Annotated in this window: 24 protein-coding genes; 12 read left to right on the forward strand and 12 right to left on the reverse strand. The window is 69.4% G+C overall.

The genetic code is table 11. The features are described 5' to 3' along the window. Window positions 1-232: 232 nt before the first annotated feature. From QMK61_RS15245 to miaB, 6 genes are all read right to left on the reverse strand, one after another. Window positions 233-1243 (reverse strand): magnesium and cobalt transport protein CorA, encoded by a 1011-nt coding sequence (locus tag QMK61_RS15245; protein WP_302073087.1) that lies wholly within the window; start codon window positions 1241-1243, stop codon window positions 233-235. Window positions 1244-1374: 131 nt separating this feature from the next. Beyond that, a complete protein-coding gene (locus tag QMK61_RS15250; RefSeq protein ID WP_302073088.1) occupies window positions 1375-2580 on the reverse strand; it encodes a DUF4105 domain-containing protein in 1206 nt (401 codons plus the stop codon). Window positions 2581-2700: 120 nt separating this feature from the next. Then, on the reverse strand, window positions 2701-3549 hold the full coding sequence (locus QMK61_RS15255) for a transporter associated domain-containing protein (protein WP_302073089.1): 849 nt from the start codon (window positions 3547-3549) through the stop codon (window positions 2701-2703). A 179-nt stretch (window positions 3550-3728) separates the two neighbouring features. Beyond that, the gene (ybeY, locus tag QMK61_RS15260; RefSeq protein WP_302073090.1) at window positions 3729-4172 is read right to left on the reverse strand and encodes an rRNA maturation RNase YbeY; all 444 of its coding nucleotides are present in this window, start codon (window positions 4170-4172) and stop codon (window positions 3729-3731) included. A gap of 101 nt (window positions 4173-4273) precedes the next feature. Beyond that, window positions 4274-5287 carry a PhoH family protein gene (locus QMK61_RS15265; RefSeq protein WP_302073091.1) on the reverse strand — a complete coding sequence of 338 codons (1014 nt, stop codon included), beginning with the start codon at window positions 5285-5287 and terminating at the stop codon, window positions 4274-4276. Window positions 5288-5419: 132 nt separating this feature from the next. Continuing rightward, window positions 5420-6775, reverse strand: coding sequence for a tRNA (N6-isopentenyl adenosine(37)-C2)-methylthiotransferase MiaB (gene miaB / locus QMK61_RS15270; protein WP_302073092.1), 1356 nt, complete (start codon window positions 6773-6775; stop codon window positions 5420-5422). A 217-nt stretch (window positions 6776-6992) separates the two neighbouring features. Here miaB and QMK61_RS15275 point away from each other — a divergent pair, with 217 nt between their 5' ends. After that, window positions 6993-8093, forward strand: coding sequence for a lytic transglycosylase domain-containing protein (locus QMK61_RS15275; RefSeq protein ID WP_302073093.1), 1101 nt, complete (start codon window positions 6993-6995; stop codon window positions 8091-8093). Window positions 8094-8109: 16 nt separating this feature from the next. Here QMK61_RS15275 and QMK61_RS15280 read toward each other — a convergent pair whose 3' ends face one another. Next, the gene (locus tag QMK61_RS15280; RefSeq protein ID WP_302073094.1) at window positions 8110-9318 is read right to left on the reverse strand and encodes a trypsin-like peptidase domain-containing protein; all 1209 of its coding nucleotides are present in this window, start codon (window positions 9316-9318) and stop codon (window positions 8110-8112) included. A 177-nt stretch (window positions 9319-9495) separates the two neighbouring features. On the opposite strand from QMK61_RS15280, the gene petA reads away from it, so the two are divergent. The 5 genes from petA to QMK61_RS15305 all read left to right on the forward strand — a co-directional run bounded on the left by petA (window position 9496) and on the right by QMK61_RS15305 (window position 13248). Continuing rightward, a complete protein-coding gene (gene petA, locus QMK61_RS15285; protein ID WP_302073095.1) occupies window positions 9496-10101 on the forward strand; it encodes a ubiquinol-cytochrome c reductase iron-sulfur subunit in 606 nt (201 codons plus the stop codon). Then, window positions 10101-11396 carry a cytochrome bc complex cytochrome b subunit gene (locus tag QMK61_RS15290; protein ID WP_302073096.1) on the forward strand — a complete coding sequence of 432 codons (1296 nt, stop codon included), beginning with the start codon at window positions 10101-10103 and terminating at the stop codon, window positions 11394-11396. Before petA ends, QMK61_RS15290 begins: the two co-directional genes overlap by 1 nt. Further along, window positions 11389-12120 carry a cytochrome c1 gene (locus tag QMK61_RS15295; RefSeq protein ID WP_302073097.1) on the forward strand — a complete coding sequence of 244 codons (732 nt, stop codon included), beginning with the start codon at window positions 11389-11391 and terminating at the stop codon, window positions 12118-12120. Before QMK61_RS15290 ends, QMK61_RS15295 begins: the two co-directional genes overlap by 8 nt. 67 nt (window positions 12121-12187) lie before the next feature. Further along, entirely contained in the window at window positions 12188-12808 is a 621-nt protein-coding gene (locus QMK61_RS15300; RefSeq protein ID WP_302073098.1) for a glutathione S-transferase N-terminal domain-containing protein, read from the forward strand. Window positions 12809-12828: 20 nt separating this feature from the next. Next, window positions 12829-13248: a ClpXP protease specificity-enhancing factor gene (locus QMK61_RS15305; RefSeq protein ID WP_302073132.1), complete on the forward strand. Its 420-nt coding sequence runs from the start codon at window positions 12829-12831 to the stop codon at window positions 13246-13248. Window positions 13249-13316: 68 nt separating this feature from the next. Here the strand turns inward: QMK61_RS15305 and QMK61_RS15310 are convergent, their stop codons facing one another. The 4 genes from QMK61_RS15310 to QMK61_RS15325 form a co-directional block, all read right to left on the reverse strand. After that, a complete protein-coding gene (locus tag QMK61_RS15310) occupies window positions 13317-13739 on the reverse strand; it encodes a DUF3301 domain-containing protein (protein WP_302073099.1) in 423 nt (140 codons plus the stop codon). Between the two features lie 100 nt (window positions 13740-13839). Next, on the reverse strand, window positions 13840-14697 hold the full coding sequence (gene nadC, locus QMK61_RS15315) for a carboxylating nicotinate-nucleotide diphosphorylase (protein WP_302073100.1): 858 nt from the start codon (window positions 14695-14697) through the stop codon (window positions 13840-13842). Then, window positions 14694-16979, reverse strand: coding sequence for a DUF1631 domain-containing protein (locus QMK61_RS15320; protein WP_302073101.1), 2286 nt, complete (start codon window positions 16977-16979; stop codon window positions 14694-14696). Before QMK61_RS15320 ends, nadC begins: the two co-directional genes overlap by 4 nt. Before the next feature lie 119 nt (window positions 16980-17098). After that, window positions 17099-17371: a Trm112 family protein gene (locus tag QMK61_RS15325; protein ID WP_302073102.1), complete on the reverse strand. Its 273-nt coding sequence runs from the start codon at window positions 17369-17371 to the stop codon at window positions 17099-17101. A 58-nt stretch (window positions 17372-17429) separates the two neighbouring features. On the opposite strand from QMK61_RS15325, the gene purE reads away from it, so the two are divergent. Continuing rightward, complete coding sequence (purE, locus tag QMK61_RS15330) at window positions 17430-17933, forward strand: 5-(carboxyamino)imidazole ribonucleotide mutase (RefSeq protein ID WP_302073103.1); 504 nt, start codon at window positions 17430-17432, stop codon at window positions 17931-17933. Then, a complete protein-coding gene (locus QMK61_RS15335) occupies window positions 17930-19090 on the forward strand; it encodes a 5-(carboxyamino)imidazole ribonucleotide synthase (RefSeq protein WP_302073104.1) in 1161 nt (386 codons plus the stop codon). Before purE ends, QMK61_RS15335 begins: the two co-directional genes overlap by 4 nt. Window positions 19091-19157: 67 nt before the next feature. Here the strand turns inward: QMK61_RS15335 and sodB are convergent, their stop codons facing one another. Continuing rightward, window positions 19158-19736, reverse strand: coding sequence for a superoxide dismutase [Fe] (gene sodB, locus QMK61_RS15340; protein WP_302073105.1), 579 nt, complete (start codon window positions 19734-19736; stop codon window positions 19158-19160). A gap of 108 nt (window positions 19737-19844) precedes the next feature. Between sodB and grxD the strand changes: the two genes are divergently transcribed. The 4 genes from grxD to QMK61_RS15360 all read left to right on the forward strand — a co-directional run bounded on the left by grxD (window position 19845) and on the right by QMK61_RS15360 (window position 25197). After that, complete coding sequence (gene grxD, locus QMK61_RS15345; protein ID WP_302073106.1) at window positions 19845-20171, forward strand: Grx4 family monothiol glutaredoxin; 327 nt, start codon at window positions 19845-19847, stop codon at window positions 20169-20171. Then, entirely contained in the window at window positions 20168-20938 is a 771-nt protein-coding gene (locus QMK61_RS15350) for an SDR family NAD(P)-dependent oxidoreductase (RefSeq protein ID WP_302073107.1), read from the forward strand. Before grxD ends, QMK61_RS15350 begins: the two co-directional genes overlap by 4 nt. A 45-nt stretch (window positions 20939-20983) precedes the next feature. Beyond that, window positions 20984-21583 (forward strand): YhgN family NAAT transporter, encoded by a 600-nt coding sequence (locus QMK61_RS15355; RefSeq protein ID WP_302073108.1) that lies wholly within the window; start codon window positions 20984-20986, stop codon window positions 21581-21583. Window positions 21584-21831: 248 nt separating this feature from the next. Then, a complete protein-coding gene (locus QMK61_RS15360; RefSeq protein ID WP_302073109.1) occupies window positions 21832-25197 on the forward strand; it encodes a TonB-dependent receptor in 3366 nt (1121 codons plus the stop codon). Window positions 25198-25210: the final 13 nt, after the last annotated feature.

The raw sequence follows: 25210 nt of genomic DNA on the forward strand, positions 1-25210 counted from the left end.
ATCGTCTGTGTAGCGACGACGGGTAATGCGTTGCATGGGAACCTCCAGGGTGCGATCAAAGTATCGCTTCCTGGCCTCCGCTCTGGCGGGGCAGGTTCAGGTTGACCCCTCCCCAACCCTCCCCTGCAAGCAGGGGAGGGAGCTAAAAGCAGGGCCCTGTGCGCAGGAGGAGGCATGTCGCGGGCCTTGCCCCTCCCCCTGCTTGCAGGGGGAGGCTGGGAGGGGGTAAGCCCTACAGCCAACGCGCCCGTTTCAATCCCATGTAGATCCCACCCACCACGCAGCCCACCACCACGATGATCGCGGGGTACGCCCACGGCCGGCTCAGTTCCGGCATGTGGGTGAAGTTCATGCCGTACCAGCTGGTGATCAGGGTGGGGGCGGCGAGCATGGCGGCCCAGCCGGCGAGCTTCTTCATCACCTCGTTCTGGCCGAAGGTGACCAGCGACAGGTTCACGTTGATCGCGGCGGTGAGCATCTCGCGCATCGCGCTGATCGACTCGTTGACGCGGAACACGTGGTCGTACACGTCGCGGAAATACGCGCGCAGTTCTTCCGGGATCAGCTGCGGGTGCAGGCGTACCAGCTGGTTGATGATGTCCTGCATCGGCGCCACCGCCAGGCGCAGGGTCATCAGGTCGCGCTGCATGTCGTACAGGCGGCGCACGGTGCTGCGGTTGAAGGTGGCGGCGAAGATGTCCTGCTCCAGCTCCTGCAGCTCCTCGCGGTAGTCGCGCACGATCGGCAGCAGGTTGTCCACCACGAAGTCGAGCACGCCGTACAGGCCATAGCTGGGGCCGAGCGCCAGCAGCTCGGGGGCGTGCTCGCAGGTGCGCCGCGCCGGCGAATAGGACAGCGAGGCGCCGTGGCGCACCGTTACCAGGTAGCGCGGGCCGAGGAAGATGTGCGTCTCGCCGAAGGCGATGTGGCCGTCGGTGAGCTGGGCGGTCTGCACCACGATGAACAGCGAATCGCCGTAGGCCTCGATCTTGGTGCGCTGGTGCGCGCTCTGCGCGTCCTCGATGGCCAGGTCGTGCAGGTCGAACTCCTCCTGCAGCTTCAGCAGCAGCGGCTCGTCCGGTTCGTGCAGGCCTACCCACACGAAGGTGCCCGGCTCCTTCAGCACCTCGCTGATCGCGTCGATGTCGATGTTGCCGATGCGCGTGCCGTCGCTGCGATAGGCGACGCAGTTGACGACCATCGCGTCGGCGGCTTTCGGTGCGGGCGGGGCGGGCGTGTCCATGCGCGCATGATGCCGCGCGGGCAGTAGGTGGGCAATGCGACAACCTTCTCCTTCCTGCGTGGAGGAGGGCTGGCGGATTCGTCGCGAGGTTGGTGATCTTCTCCCGGCCTCCGTGCATGCAGGGGAGGGAATCAGGTGACGGGCTGGCGGAGAGTCCACGCCAGCGCCAGCCACACCGGCATGGCGAACAGGATCCACGGCTGGTTCTGCTGCACGGTGCCGGGCAGCAGGTGCAGCAGCACGGCGGCGAGCAGGGCCAGCAACTGCAGCGCGAGCAGCGTGTCGGCGACGCGGCCGGGTCGGGCGCGTCGTCGCCACAGGGCCGGCAGCAGCGCGAAGGCGAGCGGGTTGAACAGCAGCAGGTTGGCGTTGGCCCAGGCCGAGTGGTGGGTGGTGAGGGTCCACAGCGCCAGCAGCAGCAGGCCGACCAGGCCGGCGGCGACCAGGTAGAGCGAGCCGAGCAGGGCGAAGCCGACGCGCAGGCGGCGGCCGGCGGCCAGCAGCACGGTGGCCAGCAGCAGGCCGGCGATCGCCAGCGGCAGGCGCAGGTCCGGCGCCCGCGTGGGCGGCGCGTCGAGGCGGCTGGGTGACAGTTCGCGCTCGTCCAGCACCAGCGGGCGGGTGCCGCCGCGGCCGTCGTCCACGCGGATGCCGCGCAGGCTGGCCTGGAGTTCGGCGGGCAGGAAGCTTTCGTGCCAGGCGTCCAGCGGCTGGTCGGCGTAGGGCCCCAGGCCCAGGTCAAGCACCAGCATCAGCCAGGGCTGCGCGCTCATCAGGCGATCGGTCTGCTGGCGGTAGGTCATGCCGCCCGGGCGGTTGGCCAGCGCGGCGTGGATCGCGCCGCCCAGCGCCTTGTCCAGGGCGTCGCGCACCCGGGTGGTGCAGTTGTCGACGTAGTAGTCGTAGTCGTAGCCGGCGTTTTCCGGGCGCAGGTTCCAGAACAGGAAGTCGCGCAGCGCGGCGGCCTGCTCTGGGGTGAGGTCGAGGCGCTGGCGCGCGATCGAGCGGCCTTCCTGCACGTAGAACGCTTCCTCCGGAGCGGACGGCTCGGCGTCCATCAGGTAGTGCATGTGGCCGCGCGCGAAGTTGAGGAAGAAGTTCGCTTCGTTGAAGTCGAACACGCCGTAGTTGAAGTTGATCGACTCGCCGCTGGCGATGTCGCGCAACTGCAGCGCGTCGTGGCCGAAGCGTTCCCAGTAGGTGGCGCCGGGGCTGTAGGTGACCAGCGAGACTTCCAGGTTCGCGCCCGGCGCGTTGGCCACGTCGGCGCGGGCTGGGGCGATGGCCAGCAGGAGCAGGGCGAACAGGGGGAGCAACAGTTTGGCGTTGAGCGACATGGCTTTGGGTTTTGGCTCCTCCCCCTGCTTGCAGGGGGAGGCTGGGAGGGGGTGAAGGCTTGCCGCGAGTTTGCCGACCCCTCCCAACCCTCCCCTGCAAGCAGGGGAGGGTGCGTGGAGTCAGTCGCCGGCGCGGCGGGTCACGCGGAACTGCTGCACGCGGCGGTCGTCGGCCTCGGTGACGAGGAACAGGAAGTCGCCCGCGACCGTTTCCTCGCCTGCTTCGGGCAGGTGGCCGAAGCAGGCGGTGATCAGGCCGCCGATGGTGTCGAATTCCTCGTCGGAGAAGGCGGCGCCCACGTCCTCGTTGAAGTCCTCGATCGGGGTGAGCGCGCTGACCAGCCACGAGCCGTCGGCCTGGGCATGGATCAGCGCGGGCTCTTCCTCGTCGTCGTGCTCGTCGTCGATCTCGCCGACGATCTGCTCCAGCACGTCCTCGATGGTGATGAGGCCGGCCACGCCGCCGTATTCGTCCACCACCAGCGCCATGTGGTTGCGGCTGCGGCGGAACTCGGCCAGCAGCACGTTGAGGCGCATCGATTCGGGGATCAGCACCGCCGGACGCAGGATCGAGCGGATGTCGAACGGCTCGTCGTTGCCGAAGAACTTGAGCAGGTCCTTGGCCAGCAGGATGCCGACGACGTCGTCCTTGTCCTCGCCGTGCACGGGGAAGCGGGAATGGCCGGATTCGACCACGGCGGCGAGGATGTCGGGCAGCGGCGCGTCGGCGGCGATCATCACGATCTGCACGCGCGGCACCATCACGTCGTCCACGGAAAGCTCGGTGACCTTGAGCGCGCCCTCCAGCATGGGCAGGGTGTCGGCGCCGAGCAGGCCGTTGGCGTGCGCCGCGCGCAACTCCTCGATCAGCTCCTCGCGGTTGCGCGGCTCGCCGGAAAACAGGTGGCCCAGTCGATCCCACCAAGTGCGGTGGGCCGGGCCGCTGGTACTGCCAGGGTCGTCGTTCATCAATCCGTTTGCGTTCGGCCCAGGAAGGGCGGAAGCCTGAGTCTAGCGGAAATGATGGGGCGGTTCAGGACGCAAGAACACCCCTCCCCGGCCTTCCCCTGCAAGCAGGGGAGGGGGAAGAGCATGGCTGATGCGGGATTTGGCTCCTCCCCTGCCTGCAGGGGGAGGTCGGGAGGGGGTCAGTCGGCGGCGTAGGGATCGGCGATGCCCAGGCCGGCCAGGATGCGCGCCTCCAGCGCCTCCATCGCCTCGGCCTCGGCCTCTTCGATGTGGTCGTAGCCGAGCAGGTGCAGGGTGCCGTGCACGGTGAGGTGGGCCCAGTGGTCACGCGGGCGCTTGTGCTGTTCGGCCGCCTCGCGGACCACCACCGGGGCGCAGATCGCCAGGTCGCCGATCAACGGCAGGTTCACGCCGGGCGGCAGTTCGGCGGGGAAGGAGAGCACGTTGGTGGCGTAGTCCCTGCCGCGGTAGTCGCGGTTGAGCGCGCGGCCTTCATCGGCGTCGACGATGCGGATGGCGACTTCGGCCGGCTTGCGGCGCCGGGCTCCGCGCAGCGCCGCCGACACCCACAGGCGGAAGCTGGCGGGCGCGGGCACGCCAGCGCGCGGCACGGCGTAGTTCACGCAAAGCCGGGGAACGGGGAAGGGGGAACGGGGAACGTGCAGGCCTGCAGAGGCCCGGGGCCAGCCCGCCGAACCGGGACGCCGGGGCGTGGGCCGAGCGCTCACGTCGCGCCGCCCTTCGCGTTCCCCGTTCCCCCTTCCCCGTTCCCCGCCTCCTCGAATGCCTCGTAGGCGCGCACGATCTTCGCCACCAGCGGGTGGCGCACCACGTCGCGCGAGGTGAAGAAGGTGAAGCTGATGCCATCCACGCCGCGCAGCACTTCCACCGCGTGGCGCAGGCCGGAGCGGACGTGGCGTGGCAGGTCGACCTGGCTGACGTCGCCGGTGATCACCGCCACCGAACCGAAACCGATGCGGGTGAGGAACATCTTCATCTGCTCGACGGTGGTGTTCTGCGCCTCGTCGAGGATCACGTAGGAATCGTTGAGCGTGCGCCCGCGCATGTAGGCCAGCGGCGCGATCTCGATCACGTTGCGCTCGATCAGCTTGGCCACCTTCTCGAAGCCGAGCATCTCGTACAGCGCGTCGTACAGCGGGCGCAGGTAGGGATCGACCTTCTGGGTGAGGTCACCGGGCAGGAAGCCCAGCTTCTCGCCGGCCTCCACCGCGGGGCGCACCAGCAGCACGCGCTGCACCCGGTTGGCCTCCAGCGCCTCCACCGCGCTGGCCACGGCGAGGTAGGTCTTGCCGGTGCCGGCGGGGCCGACGCCGAAGTTGATGTCGTGGCGCGAGATGGCGTGCAGGTAGCGCGCCTGGTTGGGGCCGCGGCCCTTGATCACGCCGCGCTTCACCTTGATCACGACTTCCTGCGCGCCCTCGGCCGCGTCCGCGGCGATGCCGTCGAGGCCGGACTCGGCCAGGTGCAGGTTGATCTTCGCCCCGGTCAGCGATTCCTCGCCGGTCGCCTGGTACAGCGCGCGCAGCACCTTCTCGGCGGCGCGCGCGGGGGCTTCCTCGCCGATCACCTTGAACAGGTTGCCGCGGTGGTCGATCTCCACGCCCAGGCGCAGCTCGACCTGGCGCAGGTGCTCGTCGAACGGACCGCACAGGTTGGCCAGCCGGGCGTTGTCTTCCGGGTCGAGGGCAAAATCGCGTTCGTTGAGGCCTGGGGTCATGCTTCTTGGCTTCCTCTCCCCTCCGGGGAGAGGATTGAGGTGAGGGGGACAGTCTTGCGAAAAGCTGTGGAGTGCGCGGCCAGATTGGCCTCTCACCCCGGCCCTCTCCCCGGAGGGGAGAGGGAGTAAAGCTCAGGCCGCTTCCTCGGCCAAATGCACGCGCCCGCGCAGCGAGTTGGTCATGGCCTCGGTGACGAGCACGTCGACGAAGCGGCCGATCATGCGCGCGTCGCCGGGGAAGTTCACGAAGCGCATGTTCTCGGTGCGGCCGGTGAGCTCGTTCGGGCTCTTGCGGCTGGGCTTCTCCACCAGCACGCGCTGCACGGTGCCCACCATCGCCTCGTTGATGCGCCGCGCGTTGTCGTTGATCTTCGCCTGCAGCCGCGACAGCCGCGCGTGCTTGACCTCCGCGGGCGTGTCGTCGGCCAGGTTCGCCGCCGGCGTGCCGGGGCGGGCGGAGAAGATGAAGCTGAAGCTCTGGTCGAAGCCGACGTCCTCGATCAGCTTCATGGTCTTCTCGAAATCCTCGTCGGTCTCGCCGGGGAAGCCGACGATGAAGTCGGAGCTGATGCTGATGTCGGGGCGCACCGCGCGCAGCTTGCGGATCTTCTGCTTGAACTCCAGCGTGGTGTAGCCGCGCTTCATCGCCGCCAGGATGCGGTCGGAGCCGGCCTGCACCGGCAGGTGCAGGAAATTGGCGAGCTTGGGGCAGTTGGCGTAGGCCTCGATCAGCGAGTCGGAGAACTCCAGCGGATGCGAGGTGGTGAAGCGGATGCGGCCGATCGACTCGATCTGCGCGATGGCGTGGATCAGCACGGCCAGGTCCGCAGTGCCGCCGTCGTGCATCGGGCCCTGGTAGGCGTTGACGTTCTGGCCCAGCAGGGTGACCTCGCGCACGCCCTGCACGGCGAGCTGCGCCACTTCCACCAGCACGTCGTCGAACGGCCGGCTGATCTCGGTGCCGCGGGTGTAGGGCACCACACAGTAGCTGCAGTACTTCGAGCAGCCTTCCATGATCGAGACGAAGGCCGTCGGGCCTTCGGCGCGCGGCTCGGGCAGCTTGTCGAACTTCTCGATCTCCGGGAAGGACACGTCGACCTGGGCCTTGCCGGTCTCGCGCTTGGCCTCGATCAGCTCGGGCAGGCGATGCAGCGTCTGCGGGCCGAACACCAGGTCCACGAACGGCGCGCGCTTGATGATCGCCTCGCCTTCCTGCGAGGCCACGCAGCCGCCCACGCCGATCAGCACCGGCCTGTCGCCCTGCTTGAATGCCTTCCAGCGGCCGAGCTGGCTGAACACCTTCTCCTGCGCCTTCTCTCGAATCGAGCAGGTATTGATCAGGATCACGTCCGCCTCGGACTCGTCCTGGGTCAGTTCCAGGCCGTGCGAGGCCTCGAGCACGTCGGCCATCTTGGCCGAGTCGTACTCGTTCATCTGGCAGCCGTGGGTCTTGATGAAAAGCTTTTTGAGAGCTGGCTTGCCGCTCATGGCGTGGGTACCGTGGTCGCATCGAACCGGCCGCAGGGCCGAACCAAGCAGTTTACTCGTGCAGGGCGAGGCCCGCCAGCGAAGCGTCTGGCGGATCAAGCACTTGCGACGCCGGGCCCGGCGGGGCCTGCGCGGGCGCAGGCATACGCGTGGCCTGGCGCACGAATCCGGCGTCGCGGGCTTGGCGCCGCGGGGCGCCGGGGGCACACTGCGCCGCATGTCGCCAGCCGCACGCCACCGGGGGAGCGTGGGCCCGTCCGCCGAAGCCTTCCCGTCCTGCAGCACGACCCTTGCCCGGGTCGCGGGCGGCTGCGCGCTGCTGGCCGCGGCCTGGCTGGCCTGGACGCCGGCGCGCGCCGGCACGCTCTACCGCTGCATCGGCACGCACGGCGAGACAGTGTTCAGCAGCAGCCAGGCGGGCTACCGCGCATGCCGCCGGGTGGGCGGCTATGCCGCGCCCGTGCGCCGCGCCGCGCCGGCGGCGAAGGCGTCGCTGGCCGGCGTGCGCGGTTCGGTCCATGCCGGCGTGGCACGGGCGGAGGCGCCGGTGATCTCGCTGGCCTGGGTGAAGGGCTCGGTGGCCACCACGGCGCAGGCCCTGCCGCCGCTGCCGCCGCCGGGCCCCGCGGGGCAATGGGCCTACCGCGATTCGCGCGACGCCGGCGCCCCGGCGATGGCCGCGGCCGACGCCGCAGCCTCGGCGCCCGACAGCCGGGTGCTGCGCGGCGCGGTGTACCGCGTGGTGCACGCCGACGGCAGCGTGGAATACACCAACATCCGTCCCGCCGGCCGCAACGCGCATGCGGCGACCATGCTGTTCACGTACATCGCCACCTGCGTGGCGTGCAACCTGCGTTCCACCATCGACTGGATGCGCGTGCCGCTGCACCTGCGCGACTACGCCGACGCGATCCGCGTGGCCAGCGCGCGCTACGGCGTGGACGAGGCGTTCCTGCGCGCGATCATCCACGCCGAGAGCGCGTTCAACCCGCATGCGCTCTCGGCCAAGGGGGCGGAAGGCCTGATGCAGCTGATGCCCGGCACCGCCAGCGACATGGGCGTGGCCGATGCCTTCGACGCCGACGACAACATCCTCGGCGGCGCGCGCTACCTCGCCCTGCTGCTGCGGACCTTCAACGGCGATGAGCGCCTGGCGGCGGCGGCGTACAACGCCGGGCCGGGCGCGGTGCAGCGCTACCGCGGCGTGCCGCCGTACGCGGAGACCGAGGTGTACGTGAAGCGGGTGGGCGAGCTGCGCCAGCGCTACGGTCGGGTACTGCACGCCACGCTGGCCGAGCGCGCCACGCCTGGCGCCTGACGCCACGTCACCCGGTTCATTGCTGTTCCTGCAGGATGTCCGACGCCGTGTCCGGGGCCTGTTGCGGGCGCGCGGCCAGTGTCACCTCGACGTGGAACGGGCTGCCGTTGCGCAGGCCGGAAACCTCCGTCTGCGTGCCGGGCTTGAGCGCGGCCTCGTGGCGGCGCAGGTCGGCCGGGTCGAGGATGTCGTGGTCGCCGATCTTCAGCAGGATGTCGTGCGGCTGGAGGCCGGCGCGCGCGGCCGGTCCGCCGGGGTAGACGTCGGTGACCTGGACTCCGCGCGCGGCCGCCGGCAGGCCGCCGTTGGCGGCCACGGTCACGATGGCGTAGTCGGCGCCGAGCCAGCCGCGCACCACGTGGCCGGTGGCGATCAGCTGGCGCAGCACCTCGGTGGCGGTGTTCACCGGGATGGCGAAGCCGATGCCCTCGGCGTTGGCGGCCTTGCCGATCAGCAGGGTATTGATGCCCACCAGCTCGCCGCGGGTATTCACCAGCGCGCCGCCGGAGTTGCCGAGGTTGATCGCCGCGTCGGTCTGGATGAAGTCCTCCGGGCTGCCGCTGATCAGCTGGCGGCCGATCGCGCTGACGATGCCCATCGTCACGGTCTGACCGATACCCAGCGGGTTGCCGATCGCCAGCACCACGTCACCCACGCGCAGCTTCTTCGAATCGGCCATGCGGATCACCGGCAGGTTGCCGGCGTCGATCTTCAGCACCGCCAGGTCGGTCTCCGGGTCGGCGCCGACCAGGTGTGCCTTGGCCACGCGGCCGTCGTAGAGCAGCACCTGGATGTCGTCGGCGCCGGCGATGACGTGGTTGTTGGTCAGCACGTAGCCCTGCGCGCTGACGATCACGCCCGAACCGAGGCTGCGCTCGCGGCGCTGGTAGGTGCCCACCGGCACGCCGCCGAAGATGCGCTGCAGGATCGGATCGGCGTACATGCGCACCGCCTGCTCGGTCACTGTCTTGTTGACGTAGATGTTGACCACCGACGGCACCGCCCGGTCCGCCGCGTCGGCGTACGAGGCCGGCGCGGGCGGGGCGGCTGCGGGCACCGCGGCGCCGGCGGCAGAGGCGGCGGGCGCCGGCGCGCCGGCGAGCCCGAAGCGGTCGCGCAGCCGATGCCCCACGCCGGGCCAGAACAGGCCGATCACGAACGCCAGCGCCAACCCCAGCACCACGAAGCGGGCGATGAAGGCGAGCAGGCCGGCGGCATGTTTCATGTCGGGGGACGGTCCGTGACAAAGGCGGGCAGACTAGGGTAGCGTCGACAGCGGGGGCGCTGGTGACCGCCGGGGGGTTCGATTGTACGTGTCAACCCCTGAGGCTACACTAACGCGATTTTTGCAGGTGCCGAAAAAACCTGCGTCTCAATGGCGTGCAAGTATCCGGAGAGCCTGATGGCGAACGAAGTCGTCGATCATGGTCGCCGCCGTTTCCTTACCGCGACCACGGCTGTGGTCGGCGGCGTGGGAGTGGTTGCGGCAGCCGTACCTTTCATCAAGTCATGGGAACCCAGCGCACGCGCCAAGGCCGCCGGCGCTCCGGTAACGCAGTCATTGAAGAAGATCGAGGCCGGCCAGCAGCTCATCGTCGCCTGGCGCAGCCTGCCGGTATTCATCGTCCATCGCTCCCCCGAACAACTCGCCGCGCTGCCCAAGCAGGACCCGCGCCTGGTCGACCCCAAGTCCAACGGCAGCTCCGCCGGCCAGCAGCCCGCCTACGCACAGAACGAAACCCGCTCGATCAAGCCGGAATGGCTGGTGATGGTCGGCATCTGCACCCACCTGGGCTGCGTGCCCAACTACGTCGGCGAGATGAAGCCCGAGCCGTTCGATCCGAACTGGCAGGGCGGCTACTACTGCCCCTGCCACCATTCGCGCTACGACATGGCCGGCCGCGTGTACCAGGGCGTGCCCGCGCCGATGAACATGCAGATCCCGCCGTACCACTTCGTCGACGAGAACACCGTCCAGATTGGCGTTGATCCGAAGGGGGCTGCGTAATGGCCAATGCATTCACTCGCTGGTTCGACGAGCGCGCGCCCGGCCTGGCGCCGACGTACCGCAAGCACATGACGGAGTACTACGCGCCGAAGAACTTCAACCTCTGGTACTACTTCGGCTCGCTCGCCCTGCTGGTGCTGGTCAACCAGATCCTCACCGGCATCTTCCTCACGATGAACTACGACCCGAGCGCGACCGGCGCGTTCGATTCGGTGCAGTACATCATGCGCGACGTGGAGTGGGGCTGGCTGATCCGCTACATGCACACCACCGGCGCCTCGCTGTTCTTCGTGGTGGTGTTCCTGCACATGTTCCGCGGCTTGCTGTACGGCTCGTACAAGAAGCCGCGCGAGCTGGTGTGGGTGCTGGGCATGCTGATCTTCCTGGTGCTGATGGCCGAGGCCTTCATGGGCTACGTGCTGCCGTGGGGCAACATGTCGTTCTGGGGCGCCAAGGTGATCACCAGCCTGTTCGGCACCATCCCGGTGATCGGCAAGGACCTGGTGGAGTGGATCGTGGGCGACTACCTGCCCGCCGACGCCACCCTCAACCGCTTCTTCGCGCTGCACGTGATCGCGCTGCCACTGGTGCTGCTGCTGCTGGTGGTGCTGCACCTGGCGGCGCTGCACGAGGTGGGCTCGAACAACCCCGACGGCGTGGACGTCAAGCACGGCCCGAAGGGCAACCGCTGGGACGCGCTGAAGCCCGCCGACGCCATCCCGTTCCACCCGTACTACACGGTGAAGGACCTGGTCGGCGTGGGCGTGTTCCTGATCGTTGCCGCCTTCATCATCTTCTTCGCGCCCACCTTCGGCGGCTGGTTCCTCGAGCACGACAACGCGATCCCGGCCAACAACCTGGTGACGCCCGCGCAGATCAAGCCGGTGTGGTACTTCACCGCGTTCTACGCCATCGTGCGCATGGTGCCTTCATTCGCCGGCACCGCCGTGTGGGGCGTGATCGCCATGTTCGGCTCCATCGCGCTGCTGTTCGCGCTGCCGTGGATCGACGCCGGCAAGGTCAAGTCGGTCCGCTACCGCGGCACCGGCTACAAGGTGGCGCTGGCGGTCTTCGTGGTCTCGTTCCTGTGCCTGGCGATCATCGGCATGGACCTCACCGACGAGTACCTGCCCCGGATCTTCGGCAGCGATATCGACCTCACCACCTGGGACAACGTGATCGGCCGCATCATGACGCTGGCCTACTTCGGGTTCTTCGTGTTCCTGTGGCTGTACACGCATCTCGGCTGGGAGAAGACCAAGCCGGTTCCGGAACGGGTGACGACGCATGACTAAGCGGCTTATCTCCACCATCCTGCTGTCGCTGGGCCTGCTGCTGGGCAGCGCGTCGTCCTGGGCCGAAGAGGGGCCCGAACTGCCGGCCGCCGGCAACAACCTGCGCGACCAGGCCTCGCTGCAGCGCGGCGCCCACCTGTTCTTCAACTACTGCGTGGGCTGCCACTCGCTGAAGTACCTGCGCTACTCGCGCATGGCCGAGGACCTGCACCTGTCCGAGCAGGACGTGATGCAGAACCTCAACTTCACCGGCGCCAAGTTCGACGATCCCGTCGTGTCGCACATGCCGGCGGAGCTGGCCACCAAGGCCTTCGGCAAGGACCCGCCGGACCTCTCGCTGGAAGTGAGCGCGAAGGGCGCCGACTGGGTCTACGGCTACCTCAACGCCTTCTACCTCGACCCGAAGAGCCCGATCGGCTGGAACAACACCGTGCTGCCGAACGCCGCCATGCCGTTCCCGCTGTGGAAGCTGCAGGGCGAGCAGACCGCCGTGATGAGCAAGGACGGCAAGCAGGTGGAGAAGCTGGAACTGTCGCACCCGGGCGAGCTGACCCCGGCGCAGTACCAGCAGGCCACGCGCGACCTGGTCAATTTCCTGGACTACGCCTCCGAGCCGGCCGCGTTGCAGCGGCACGCGTACGGCGTCTGGGTGGTGCTGTTCCTGGTCCTGTTCACCTTCCTGGCCTTCCTGCTCAAGAAGGAATACTGGAAGGACGTCCACTGAAGGCATCGGCGGCCCGGCGGCGCGGCGTGAACCGTGCCGCCGGAAGCGCCGGCAGGGGAGACCACGCATGGTCCAGAGCGCCCGTACACGCACCATCCTTACCCTCTACACCACGGCGGACGACATCCAGTGCCACCGCGTCAGGCTGGTCCTGGCCGCCAAGGGCGTGAGCTACGACCGGGTGCTGGTGGACCCGGCCAAGCCGCCGGAGGACCTGCTCGACCTCAACCCCTACGGCACCACGCCTACCCTGGTCGACCGCGACCTCACCCTGTACGACACCTCGGTGGTGTGCGAATACCTCGACGAACGCTATCCGCATCCGCCGCTGATGCCGATCGATCCGCTTTCCCGGGCGCGGCTGCGCCTGGCCGCGGTGCGCATCGAGCGCGACTGGCTGCCGGAGGTGGACACCATCCGCGCGGGCGGCCGCGCCGCGGACGGCGCGCGCAAGCGCCTGCGCGAGCACCTGCTGGCGTCGCTGCCGCTGTTCAAGGCGGCCAAGTTCTTCCTCAACCCGGAGATGAGCCTGGCCGACTGCCTGGTGGCTCCGGTGGTGTGGCGCCTGCCGTGGCTGGGCGTGGAGCTGGGCCGCGAGGGCAAGTCCATCGTCGACTACGGCGAACGCCTGTTCCACAGCCAGGGCTACACGCGCAGCCTCACCTCCGAAGAAAAGGCGATGCGGTGAGCGAATCCACGCCCGTGCCGATGACTTCGAACCGTCCGTACCTGCTGCGGGCGGTCTACGATTGGATCACCGACAACGACCTCACCCCCTACGTGCTGATCGACGCCACCCGCGAGGGCGTCAAGGTGCCGCCGCAGGTGGTGAAGAACGGCCAGGTGGTGCTGAACCTGGCCATGCGCGCGGTGGCCAACCTGGACCTGGGCAACGACTGGATCAGCTTCCAGGCGCGCTTCTCCGGCGTCAGCCATCACATCCACATCCCGGTGCAGGCCGTGCTGGCGCTGTACGCGCAGGAGAACGGCCAGGGCATGATGTTCCCCGCCGACGAGAACGGCGGCGACACGCCGCCGCCGGATGCCCCACCGCCCGGTTCGCCGTCCGAGCCCACCGACGAGGACAAGCCGCGCCGCGGCGGCGCGCACCTGCGCGTGGTGAAGTAGGCCGTCGAGCGGTTGGCCGGCGCATGTGCCGGCCGCGTCCCGGCGTGCCCGCGACACAGGCGGCCGGCTCAGTGCAGTCGACGCTGGTCGTCGCGTGGTCGCAGCGGAACCACATTGCTCCGGTCGCCGCGCGTCGCCGGGGGCGAGGCGGGGGCCGGAACCGGCGACGCCTCGGGCAGGCGCGTCTCGATGGTAGGCAGGCTGAGCCCGGTGAAGGCGTCGCCCACCATCCACAGCCGGCCCGGCTCGCGATCGTTGCCGTCGATGCTCACCTCGAAGCCGTAGCACCGCTCGATCCGCCGCTGCCCGTGCAGGCGGCGCAGGCGCAGGCCGCTCAGGCCCACCGTCTCGTCCAGCAGCTGCAGGCCGTGGCGCTCGCACTGCCGGCGCGCCTCGGCCACCGCCAGCTCGCGGGCACGGCTCAGCTTCAGCCACGCCCCGACCAGGGCGAGCAGGACCAGCAGCGGCAGCAGTTCGAAGAGGGTGTCCATGACCGGAGGGTGGGGGCGGCCGTGGCCGGCGCAAGCCGGCGGGGGAGGTGATAGTGCGCGACGCGGGGAGGGCGGACAAGCCTCCCGGTACGGCCGGCTCTCAGTCCAGCTGCAGGCGCAGCGACAGGTCCACTGCCCGCACGTGCTTGGTCAGCGCGCCTACCGAGATGAAATCCACGCCGGTGCGCGCGTACTCGCCGATGGTGGCGAGGTCCACGTTGCCGGAGACTTCCAGCGGGACGCGGCCGCCGGCCAGCGCCACCGCCTCGCGCATCAGCGGCACGGTGAAGTTGTCCAGCATGATGCGGTCCACGCCCGCGGCCAGCGCCTCGGCCAGCTCGTCGAGGTTTTCCACCTCCACCTCCAGCAGCAGGCCGGGATGGCGGCGGCGGGCCGCCGCCACCGCGGCGCCGAGGCCGCCGGCGGCGATGATGTGGTTTTCCTTGATCAGGATGGCGTCGTACAGGCCGATGCGATGGTTGTGACCACCGCCGCAGCGCACCGCGTACTTCTGCGCGAGGCGCAGGCCGGGCAGGGTCTTGCGCGTGTCCAGCACGCGCACGCCGGTGCCGGCCACGGCCTCGACGTAGTACGCGGTGGCGGTGGCGGTGGCGGAGAGCAGCTGCAGGAAGTTCAGCGCCGAGCGTTCGGCGCTGACCAGGGCGCGCGCGTTGCCGCGCAGGTGGCAGATCACCGCGCCGGGCGCGGCGCGCTGGCCGTCGTGCAGCTGCCAGTGGATCCCCACGGCAGGATCGAGCCGGCGGAAGCAGGCGTCGAACCAGGGAGTGCCGGCGATCACCGCGCTCTCGCGGCAGGTGAGCCGGGCGCTGGCGGTGGCGTCGGCGGGCAGCAGGTCCGCAGTGGCGTCGCCCGCGCCGAGGTCCTCGGCGAAGGCGCGTTCGATGTCGGCGGCGATCAGGGTGGCGTCGGGTGGCGCGGGAAGGGCGTCGGGCGTCATTCGGTATCCGTGGGTCGGCCGTCGGCGGGCTGGCTGAGGCGGTCGACGATGGCGTCCATCGCGCGGTCGAACAGCGCGTTGGAGTCGAGCACGCGCACGCGCTTTTCGGCCAGCGCGCGGGCCAGCTCGTGTGGCGAGTGGTCGGCGACCTTCAGGCCGCGCCGGTTGACGAACAGGTAGCGCCCGCTCATCGGGCTGATCCAGGACAGCTTGGCGCGCTCGGGCGTGGCGTCGTCGCGCCCGGCGAATTCCAGCCAGGTGCCGGGCTTGAGCTCGCGTACCTGCTGCAGCTCGGCGCTGGCCTCGGGCGTCATCCCGGCCGTGGCCTCGTCCTCGTCGTCCTGCTCCAGTTCCTCGGCGCTCTCGGCCAGCGGCTGGATGCTGTCGGGAATCGGCAGGCTGGCGGTCTCGACGGCGGGCTCCGGCGCGGCGGCCGCGGGCGCGGCCTCGCCGAGCTGCTGGCGGTAGTAGGCGTGCAGCTGGGCCAGCAGGCGCTCCACGTCGCTGTCCTGGAAGGCCACGCTGGTCAGCCCGCGGCGCAGCGCGCGCTCGATGCCCGGCAGGATCTGCTTCAGCTGCTGGCGGGCGGCGGCGTCGCGCGCGGGACGGGTGCTGGCGATGAAGTCATTGACGAAGCGCAGCGCATCGCGGTACTCGGGCGATGCCTCGCCCTGGCGCAGCAGGGTCAGCACGAGGTAGTTCGCCCACGCGCGGGTCAGCACGCCGTGCACCAGCGGGGGCAGGGTGTGGCCGTCGATGCGGGAGAGGATCTCGCGCGCGGCGCGGCGGCGCGCCTGCTCCAGCTTCTCGCGCCCGCGGGTGGATTCGGCCACGCGCTGCTCGGCCAGCTCGGCGCGGCGGCTGGCGGTTTCCTGGAAGCTCTGCAGCTCGGCGGACAGGCGCTCGAAGATGCCGAGGTCGTCGTCGAACTCCTGCAGCAGCCGGTCGACGATGGACCTGACCATGTCGAGCAGGCGGCCGTCGCGGTCGGCCTCGGCCGACCAGCCCTTGGCGGCGTCGGCCAGTCCGTCCAGCAGGCGCCGCGCCGGGTGCTGGCGGTGCGCGAACAGCTTGCGGTCGAGGATCGCCGCCTTGAGGTAGGGAATCTGCAGCCGGGCCAGCAGCACCTGCATCTGCGCGGGCAGGTTGCGGTCCTCGAGGATGAACTCGAACAGCATGCCGACCAGGTCGATGGTGTCCTCGTCGATGGTGGACACCTGGCCGGGACGCTCGCCGCGCAGCGCGCCGAGCTGGGACAGCAGCTGTTCCTTGAGCTGCAGCACCTCCTGGGTGAGGTCGAGCGTGCCCTGACCGGCCACGACCGGGACCAGCGGCAGCGCCGCGGCCTGGTTCTGCAGCACGCTCAGCGCGCCGATCAGCTCGTTGGCGGTGGGCAGCGGTCCCTGGCTCATCGCCGACAGCGGCACGGTGGGATGGGCGCGGCGGGCCTGGAACAGGCTGCGCAGGGTGTTCAGCAACTCGGCCGCGGTCTCGCCGTCGGCCGCCTCGGCTTCCGTCCCGGCCGCGGGTGGTGCCCCGGCGGCGGTGGCCGGCGCGCCCTGGGCGCCACCGCGCTGCACCTCGTGGCGCAGCTGCGGCAGCACGCCGGCGCGCACCAGTTCGGCGTTGACCTCCTGGTACAGCTCGTCCAGCGTGGCCAGCACGTAGCGGTCGAACAGCTTGTAGATGATCAGCTTGACGCGCATGTCCGCGCTCAGCTCGCGCACCGACTGGCGGAACGCCTGGGCCAGCGCGGCCGGGCCGAGCGGATTGCCGGCGTCGTCGATCTTCATGCCGCCGCAGATCACCGACAGGCGCTGGTTCACCGCGAACAGCTCGCGCGACAGCCGGGCCTCGTTCTTGCCGATCATGCTGGTGATCGCCAGCGATTCCTCCAGCTCGTTGTCGGCCACCAGCGACAGCTCGAGCGCGCCGCCGGACGCGGGCGCCGCCGCGGGGGCGGCCTGCGCGTGCCCCTTGCCGGCGACCTCGTCGATGTTGCGCGCGACCTGGGCCAGGAAGCTGCGTTCCACCATCGGGCGACGCTTGCGCACCTCGCGCATGCCGTCGAAGTAGTGCATCTGGGCGGCGTTGTTCTCGGCCTTCTCGGCCAGGTCGAACAGGGCGTCGTCGACCTGCTCGAACAGGTTGCCCAGGCTCAGCTGCAGGCGCCGCCCGGCGATGCCGCGAACCGCGTTCAGCAACTCGCCGCCGCGCGGGCTGGACGGGTCCAGGCGCTGGCTCAGGTTGACGACGTTGGATGGCTCACTGGCGTTCTGCATCGCCACACCCCTGTGTGTTGCCGGCATGCCGCGGCATCAAGGCAAGTACGCAAAGGTGGACGATACGGCATAAGCGCCGCACTTGTCATGCGCGGCCGGCCAGGGCCTTGAACGGGCCTTCAGGCCGCGGCGGGGAAATCCGCCAGCTGGGCCGTGCCGATGCCTTCCTCGGGCAGCATCACCGGGATGCCGTCGTCGACCCGGTAGACCACCTTGCGGTCGACCGTGACCAGGCCTTCGTCCAGCCGCGTCTTCACCGCGACACCGGCCACGGTATCGACCCGGCCCGCCTCGATGGCGCGGTTGAGGGCATCCAGCTCGGCCGCGGCCAGCGGGCGCACCGGGGTCTTGCTGACCGGGCAGCACAGAATGTCGAGCAGGCGCTTGTCCATGGCGTTTCGATGCGGGGCGCGAAAGCCCGTACAATAACCCCTTTTGGACGGCCGGACCATGACTGGAACTGCTGCAGCGCCGAAGGTCGGCGTGGTGATGGGCTCGCGTTCGGACTGGGAGACCATGACGCACGCGGCGGAGGTGCTCGTCGAGCTGGGCGTGCCGCACGAGGTGCGCGTGGTGTCCGCCCACCGCACGCCGGACCTGCTGTTCCGCTACGCGGAGGAGGCCGCCACGCGCGGCATCCAGGTGATCGTGGCCGGCGCTGGCGGCGCCGCCCACCTGCCGGGCATGCTGGCGGCCAAGACGCGGTTGCCGGTGTTCGGCGTGCCGGTGCAGTCGAAGGCGCTGAACGGCATGGATTCACTGCTCTCCATCGCGCAGATGCCGGCCGGGATCCCGGTGGGCACGCTGGCGATCGGCCGCGCCGGCGCGGTCAACGCGGGCCTGCTGGCCGCCGCCGTGCTGGCGTTGCACGATCCCGCGCTGGCCGCGGCGCTGGAGGCCTGGCGCGCGAAGCAGACCCAGGCCGTGCTCGACCAGCCGGACCCGCGCGCATGAACGGCTACCGCCAGCCCGTGCTGGGCATCCTCGGCGGCGGCCAGCTGGCCCGCATGCTGGCGCTGGCCGCGGCGCCGCTGGGCGTGAAGACGCTGGTGGTCGACAGCGCCGCCGACGCCTGCGCCGGCCAAGTGGCGCCGCTGCTGCGCGCGGACTGGAACGACCACGCCGCGCTGGCCGGGTTCGCCGCCCAGGTGGACGTGGTCACCTTCGACTTCGAGAACGTACCGGCCGAGACGGCTCGCCGGCTGGCCGCGCAGGTGCCGGTGTTCCCCAACCCGGACGCGCTGGCGGTGGCGCAGGACCGGCTCGCCGAGAAGACCCTGTTCAACGACTGCGGCCTGGCCACGCCGTCCTTCATGGCGGTGGACACCCGCGCCGACCTCGACCGCGCCCTGGCCGGCATCGGCGCGCCGGCGATCCTGAAGACGCGCCGGCTGGGCTACGACGGCAAGGGCCAGTTCCGCCTGAAGTCGGCGGCCGACGCCGACGCCGCCTGGGCCGCGCTGGGCGCGCAGGCGGCGGCGCACGGGCTGATCCTGGAAGCCTTCGTGCCGTTCGAGCGCGAGCTGTCGGTGCTGGCCGTGCGCGGCCGCGATGGCGAGCTGCGCACCTGGCCGCTGACCGGCAACTGGCATACCGACGGCGTGCTCTCGCTGAGCCTGGCGCCGGCGCCGGGCATCGACACCCTGCAGGCGCGCGCCACCGCGCTGGCGCGAACCCTGGCCGAGCGGCTGGACTACGTGGGCGTGTTCGCGCTGGAACTGTTCGTGAAGGACGGCGAGCTGCTCGGCAACGAGATGGCGCCGCGCGTGCACAACTCCGGCCACTGGACCATCGAGGGCGCGCTGACCAGCCAGTTCGAGAACCACGTGCGCGCGGTGCTGGGCCTGCCGCTGGGCGATACCGCGGCGCGCGGCGCCTCGGCCATGTTCAACTGGATCGGCGAGCTGCCCGACGCGGCGCCGGTGCTCGGCGCCAGCGACGCGCACTGGCACGACTACGGCAAGCAGCCGCGGCCGGGCCGCAAGGTGGGCCACGCCACGCTGTGCGCGCCGGACGCCGCGGCGCTGGCCACGCGGCTGCGCACGGTGGCCCGGGCGCTGGGACGCGACGAGCAGGCCTTGCCCGCCCTGCGCGCGCTGGGCGCGGCGTAACCCGTCCGGGTGCCCACGAAAAAGCCCGGGTCGATGCCCGGGCTTTTTCGTGGGCGGAACGCGGGATTCAGGCGAGGTTCTTCGCCGCGAAGTCCCAGTTCACCAGGCTCCAGAACGCCTCCAGGTACTTCGGGCGGGCGTTGCGGTAGTCGATGTAGTAGGCGTGTTCCCACACGTCGCAGGTGAACAGCGGCTTGTCGCTGCCGGTGATCGGCGTGGCCGCGTTGGAGGTGTTGACGATGCCCAGCGCGCCGTCCGGGCGCTGCACCAGCCAGGTCCAGCCCGAGCCGAAGTTGCCGGCGGCGGACTTGGCGAACTCCTCCTTGAATTTCTCGAACGAGCCGAACGCCTTGTTGATCGCGTCGGCCAGCTTGCCGGAGGGCTCGCCGCCGCCGTTGGGCTTCATCGAGTTCCAGTAGAAGGTGTGGTTCCAGGTCTGCGCGGCGTTGTTGAACATGCCGCCGGAGGACTTCCTGACGATCTCCTCGAGCGGGGCGTTCTCGAACTCCGTGCCCTTGATCAGGTTGTTGAGGTTGGTCACGTACGCCTGGTGGTGCTTGCCGTAGTGGTACTCCAGCGTCTCGGCGGAGATGTGCGGCTCGAGGGCGTTCTTCTCGTAGGGCAGCGGGGGCAGTTCGATCGCCATGAGGGACTCCTGGGCGTTGGCTGAGGAAGGGGCATCGCACCGGCGGCGGCCAGGGCGCGACTGATACACTAGTGTTCTCCGTGCATTGTAATGATGAAACTCCGAGCTATGGACGTTAACGAGCGAATCAAGGCGGTGCTGTCCGGGCACCCCATCGTGCTCTTCATGAAAGGCACGCCGCAGTTCCCGATGTGCGGATTCTCCAGCCGCGCGGCGCAGGCGCTGAAGGACGTCGGCGCCACGTTCCACGCGGTGAACGTGCTGGCCGACCCGGAAGTGCGCGCGGCGCTGCCGCATTTCGCCAACTGGCCCACCTTCCCGCAGCTGTTCATCCAGGGCGAGCTGATCGGCGGCTGCGACATCGTGGAGGACCTGAAGGCCTCCGGCGAGCTGGCGCGGATGGCGCGCGACGTCGACGGGACCGATCCGGCATGAGCCTGCCCACGCAGCGGCTGCCCGCCGGCTGGGCCGGCCCCGCCGCCGACGCGCTGGCCGGGCGCGTGGTGCTGGTGGCGGGCGCCTGCGGCGGCCTCGGCGCCGCCACCGCGCGCGCCGCCGCGCGCGCCGGCGCCACCGTGGTCGTCTGCGGCAAGCGCAAGCGCCAGCTGGAGCAGCTCTACGACGCGATGCTGGCCGAGGACCTGCCCGAGCCGGTGATCCACCCGCTGGACCTGGAGGCGGCCACGCCGCGCGACTACGAGGCGCTGGCCGACGGCCTGCAGCGCGACCTCGGCCGGCTCGACGGCATCGTGCACGCCGCGGCCAGCTTCGCCGGGCTCACGCCGCTGTCGATGCACAAGCCGGACGCGTGGCTGCGCACGCTGCACGTCAACGTGTCCGCCCCGTTCGCGCTGACCCAGGCCTGCCTGCCGCTGCTCGCCGCCGCGCCGGACAGCGCCGTGGTGTTCGTGCTGGACGACCCGGCGCGGGTGAGCCGCGCGCACTGGGGCGCCTACGGCGTGTCGAAGGCGGCGCTGGAGCGCTTCGCGGAGATCCTGCACGAGGAACACGACGAAGGCGCGCTGCGCGTGCACGCGTTGCTGCCTGCGCCGATGCGCACCGCGCTGCGCCGCATGGCCTACTTCGGCGAGGACACCATGCAGCTGCCCGTGCCCGACGCCACGGCGGCGGCGGCGGTGTGGCTGCTCGGCGCGCAGGGCGCGGCCGCGCGCGGCGCCGTGCTCGACCTGCGCGCGGCATGACCGCCGCGCGCGCCACACCGGCAGGGGACTGAGATGGAAACGCAGATGACCACGCTGTCGGCGGCGATCCTGCTGTTCCTGATCATGGACCCGCTCGGCAACATCCCGCTGTTCCTCAGCCTGCTCAAGGACGTGCCGCCGAAGCGCCGGCGCAAGGTGATGGTGCGCGAGCTGCTGATCGCGCTCGGCGTGCTGCTGGCGTTCCTCGTCGGCGGCCGGCACATCCTCGGCCTGCTGCAGCTGAAGACGGACTCGATCAGCATCGCCGGCGGCATCGTGCTGTTCCTGATCGGCATCCGCATGGTGTTCCCGCCGGCCGACGGCGGCGGCATCTTCGGCAAGAGCGGCGAGGGCGAGCCCTTCATCGTACCGATGGCGATCCCCGGCGTGGCCGGGCCGTCGGCGATGGCGGCGCTGCTGCTGCTCACCAACAGCCAGCCCGGGCGCACCGCGGACTGGGCGATCGCGCTGTTCGGCGCCTGGTTCGCCACCGCGGTGATCCTGCTGTGCTCCACCTACCTGTTCCGCTGGCTGGGCGAGAGCGTGCTGACCGCGCTGGAACGGGTGATGGGCATGCTGCTGATCGCGCTGTCGGTGCAGATGTTCCTGGGCGGCGTGGCCGCCTACCTGCATCTGGCCGTATGAGCTTGTCGGGTCGATGCCCGGGCGTACGGGAAACGTGAAGTTGTTAGCAAACTGTCATACAATGCCGTTAAAGTTCGTTTAACAAATGATTGGCAGGCGGGGCGGCCCCGCCGCTACATCGCAGCACGAACCAAGACAGCACACCGGGGAAGTTTCCGAGGCAGCGCACCTGGCCCAAAGCCGGGCAGCGTCGCATTCGGCTTTCCGCCGCAAGAATTTCCGTTGCGAAATCCATAGGGCCCAAAAGAATGAACAGCCGAATTCGAGCCAAGCTTCTTCCGTTCGCGATCGCCTCGCTGCTGACCGCAGCCACCCTTCCCGCGATGGCGCAGGACACCTCGTCCTCGATCAGCGGCCGCGTGCTGGACGCCAGCGGCCAGCCGGTGGCCGGCGCCACCGTGACCATCGTGCACGAGCCTTCGGGCACCACCAAGACCACCGTCACCGATGCCAACGGCCGCTACGTGGCGCAAGGCCTGCGCGTGGGCGGTCCGTTCGACGTCACCGTGTCCAAGGATGGGATGACCTCCGCGGCGAAGCACGACGTGTACCTGCAGCTGGCGCAGGAGTCCTCGGTCAACCTGAGCATGTCCGGCGCCCAGGCCGAGAACGCCAAGAACCTGGCCGCGGTCACCGTGTCGGCCAACGCGCTGTCGCAGACCTTCAGCCCCGACAACAAGGGCATGTCCACCAACGTGTCCCAGCGCGAGCTGGAGGCGGCGCCCTCGCCGGGCCGCTCGATCGCCGACATCGCCCGCCTCGACCCGCGCGTGACCATCTCCGACCGCGGCGAAGGCGCGATCTCCACGATGGGCATGAACAACCGCTACAACTCGATCACCGTGGACGGCGTCGGCGTGGGCGACCCGTTCGGCCTGAACTCCAACGGCATGCCCTACATCGGCTCGCCGATCTCGGCCGACACGATCGAGGAGTACAACATCTCCACGGCGAACTATGACGTCACTTCCGACACCGTCGGCGCCAACATCAACGCCGTCACCAAGAGCGGCACCAACGACTTCCACGGCTCGGTCTACTACGCCTACCGCAACGCCAGCAAGCTCGTCGGCAACGCCGGCTGGGTGAACAAGGACGACCCGGGCTACAAGTACAACGGCTACAACCACGACTGGACCGCGGGCGCCACCCTGGGCGGCCCGATCGTCAAGGACAAGCTGTTCTTCTTCGTCAACTACGAGAAGGAGAAGACCGTGGGCCTGGGCGCCGACTCGGCGAACGGCCTCGATTCCAGCCTGGGCAACGGCCCCTCCACCTCCGGCAAGGTGTCGCCGGGCGACCTGCAGCGCATCATCAACGCAGCCAACGCGCTCGGCCTGAAGCCGGGCACCTTCAGCGGCGGCAACGTCGACCTGGAAGACAAGCGCTACCTGGCCAAGCTGGACTGGAACATCAGCAACAACCACCGCGCCAGCTTCAGCTACCAGCGCACCAAGGAAACCCAGCCCATCGTCCAGGGCAACAAGAGCAACTCGATCGGCCTGACCAGCTACTGGTACACCAAGAACAGCGACACCAAGAACTCCGTGCTGCAGCTGTTCGACGACTGGACCGACAGCTTCTCCACCGAGACCAAGCTCGGCTACCGCCAGTTCAAGCAGGTGCGCACCGTGGCCGACCAGCAGCCGCAGGTGTTCGTGGACGTGGGCGTCAGCACCGATTCCAAGGGCAAGCAGCACGGCGCCGCGCCGTACGTGGACCTGGGCGAGGACCAGTACAGCCACTACAACGTGCTGAACATCAAGACCTGGAACCTGTTCGAGGCGGCCACCTGGTACCTGGGCGACCACACCCTGAAGGGCGGCATCGACTTCCAGCAGAACAAGATCTACAACCTGTTCGGCCGCACCCAGTTCGGCGCCTATACCTTCTTCGGCATCGACAACTTCGAGAAGGGCATCTACGACTCGTACAACATCTACCAGCCGTCGCAGGGCTATAACCTCGACGACGTGGCCGCGCAGTGGACGCTGCGCCAGTACGGCCTGTTCCTGCAGGACACCTGGCAGGTGAACAACAACCTGTCGGTGCAGTACGGCGTGCGCGTGGACCTGGCCAAGACCGGCGACCGCCCGGTGTACAACCCGGCGGTGGACCAGACCTTCGGCATCGACGCCAACAACCAGGTCGTCGTCAACTACAAGCCGGGCTCGAACGTCACGCCGCTGCGCAACGACAACACCATCGACGGCCTGCGCATCGTCGAGCCGCGCCTGTCGTTCAACTATGCCTTCGATACCGAGCGCATGACCCAGCTGCGCGGCGGCTTCGGCCTGTTCCAGTCGAACCCGCCGACGGTGTGGATGACCAACCCGTTCCAGAACAACGGCATCACCACCACCGTGTACCAGGTGTACAACGACTACGGCGACCAGCCGGGCCAGGGCAACGACCTGCCGGTGTTCAGCCCCGACCCGCACGGCCAGAATCTGCCGCCGCCGGCGAGCAGCCAGATGGGCGTGGACACCATCGACCCGAACTTCAAGCTGCCTTCCGTGTGGAAGTACAGCCTGGCGTTCGACCGCGAGCTGCCGTGGTGGGGCACCGTGTTCTCGGCCGAGTACCAGTACATCAAGGTGCGTGACGGCATCTGGTACCAGATGCTGAACCTGGGCGCGCCCACTGGCGTGATGCCGGACGGTCGCTACCAGTACTGGAAGCACCCGAATGAAGCCGGCTCCAGCAGCGACGCGCGCGGCAACGCGGATAAGGACTTCACGGGCAGCTCCACCTACCTCACCAATACCCACAAGGGCCATGCGGACGCCCTGACCCTGTCGCTGAAGAAGCCGTTCTCCGACAGCTGGTTCGGCAGCGTGGGCGTGACCTTCGGCAATTCCACCGAGGTCAACCCGGGCACCTCCAGCCAGGCCAGCTCGAACCTGTCCAACAGCGCGTGGGTGAATCCGAACGACGAGCTGGAAGCGCGTTCCAACCGTGCGGTGCGTCGCCGCATCAGCGCGTCCATCACCTGGCAGCACCACTTCTTCGGCGACTACGTCACCAGCGTCAGCGCGTTCTACGACGGCCACACCGGCCAGCCCTACAGCTGGACCTTCGGCAACGACGCCAACGGCGACAGCTTCGGCCAGGGCACCGACCTGGTCTACATCCCGCGCCAGGGCGACGTGACCCTGGTGCAGCCGAACGGCCAGCCGGCGACCGCCCAGCAGATCCAGCAGTTCTACAGCTTCATCCAGCACGACCCCTACCTGAGCAAGCACCAGGGCCAGATCGCCAACCGCAACGCGGCGCATGCCGCGTGGGTCAACGACCTGGACCTGAGCTTCCGCCAGGAGATCCCGGGCATCTTCAAGGGCAACAAGGGCGAGATCCGGCTGGACGTCTACAACGTGCTGAACCTGGTCAACAAGCGCTGGGGCCAGGAGCACGACATGGGCTTCTACCAGACGCGCAACCTCGCCGACTACGGCGGCGTGGGCGCCGACGGCAAGTACATCTACAAGCTCTACACGGACAAGAGCGGCAACTACCAGCCGGAGCAGATGACGGTGTACGACGCCGGCACCTACACCAAGACCAACGTGGTCTCGCGCTGGTCGGCGATGCTCACCGTCCGCTACACGTTCTGATCGGGCGCGCCCC

The sequence above is a fragment of the Fulvimonas sp. R45 genome, assembly GCF_030504985.1.
Taxonomy (GTDB): domain Bacteria; phylum Pseudomonadota; class Gammaproteobacteria; order Xanthomonadales; family Rhodanobacteraceae; genus Rhodanobacter_A.